This window comes from Zhongshania sp. (genome assembly GCF_041584495.1).
In the GTDB taxonomy this organism is placed as follows: domain Bacteria; phylum Pseudomonadota; class Gammaproteobacteria; order Pseudomonadales; family Spongiibacteraceae; genus Spongiibacter.
Genome location: NZ_JBFHDY010000322.1, coordinates 1 through 1,105, shown reverse-complemented (window position 1 = coordinate 1,105; position 1,105 = coordinate 1). Strand labels below are relative to the sequence as shown.

The 1,105-nt window shown below is 47.6% G+C and carries 1 protein-coding gene; it reads left to right on the top strand.

The annotated features are described in order from the left end of the window. The coding region (locus ABYP33_RS19540) for an SRPBCC family protein (RefSeq protein WP_373093063.1) at window positions 1-1,105 on the top strand (1,105 nt) is incomplete at both ends.

Here is a 1,105-nt window from a genome sequence, read left to right as displayed (position 1 = left end):
TGTGCGTGGCGATGACGATGAGATTCGGGCGTATTTGAATAGTTGTCCGCACCGTGGCACCAAACTGTGTGTTGGCTTTGCCAGTTCAGACGAAGTGGTTTGTCCGTTTCACGGCTGGAAGTGGAATTTAGACGGCAAGATCAAAGACATCCCCAGTGAGTGGGATTTCCAAAATTACGACAAAGACGATGTGGGGCTTATTGAGATTAAGTGTGAGGTGTGGCAGGGCTACATCTTTATTAACTTTGACGACAATGCTAAGCCCTTGGATAAATCCCTCGGTGTGCTGAAGTCACATTTTGCTACGATGCCCGAACGCAATCAAGTCACAATTGTTAGGATAAAAAAAGTTATTAAGGCGAACTGGAAAGTGGCGATGGAAGCCTTTTTGGAATCCTATCACACCGTTGAAACCCATCCACAGTTACTGACTACTCTGGCTGATGCGAGTACTAAATACGATGTATGGGATGACGGTGATTCCTCGGTTAGCCGCTTGTATTCACCGATAGGGGTGCCGAGCCCGCATTTGGGCGATGATGTTGATTTAGGCGAGTGTGCCAAAGAATATGCCAAAGGTATGGAAATGCCTGGAATGGAGCACTTGAATTTTATTTTTAAAAATCACAGTGAGGTGGCCCCTCGTAACCAGTTAGCCGAGTGGCGTCGATCGATCTTTAAAGAGGCGCTCGGTGTTAATCTAGACGGTGTCGCTGACGCGGCATTACTGGATGCAATCCAATATTGGATGTTTCCAAACTTTTGTCCTTGGTATGGCGAGGGAATACCCATTGCGTACCAATTTTTACCGGTGAAAGGTAAGACCAATGAGTGTGTAATGGAGGTCAGATTGCTTGCGCCGTTACCTGACGGTGAGCCTCTTCCTGACGTACCAGCACAAATTGACTACCTGGATGCCAGCGACAGCTTTGCAGAGAAGGCCACCGGATTTGGTGGCTTGGCCATGGTGTTTGATCAGGACATGATCAATATCCCGGTTATCCAGGAAGGTTTAGAAAACGCCTACCATTTAAATAAATCAAAAGTGCGTCTGGCGGATTACCAAGAGCAGCGTATCGCCCATTTCCACGAAGTGCTGGACCGG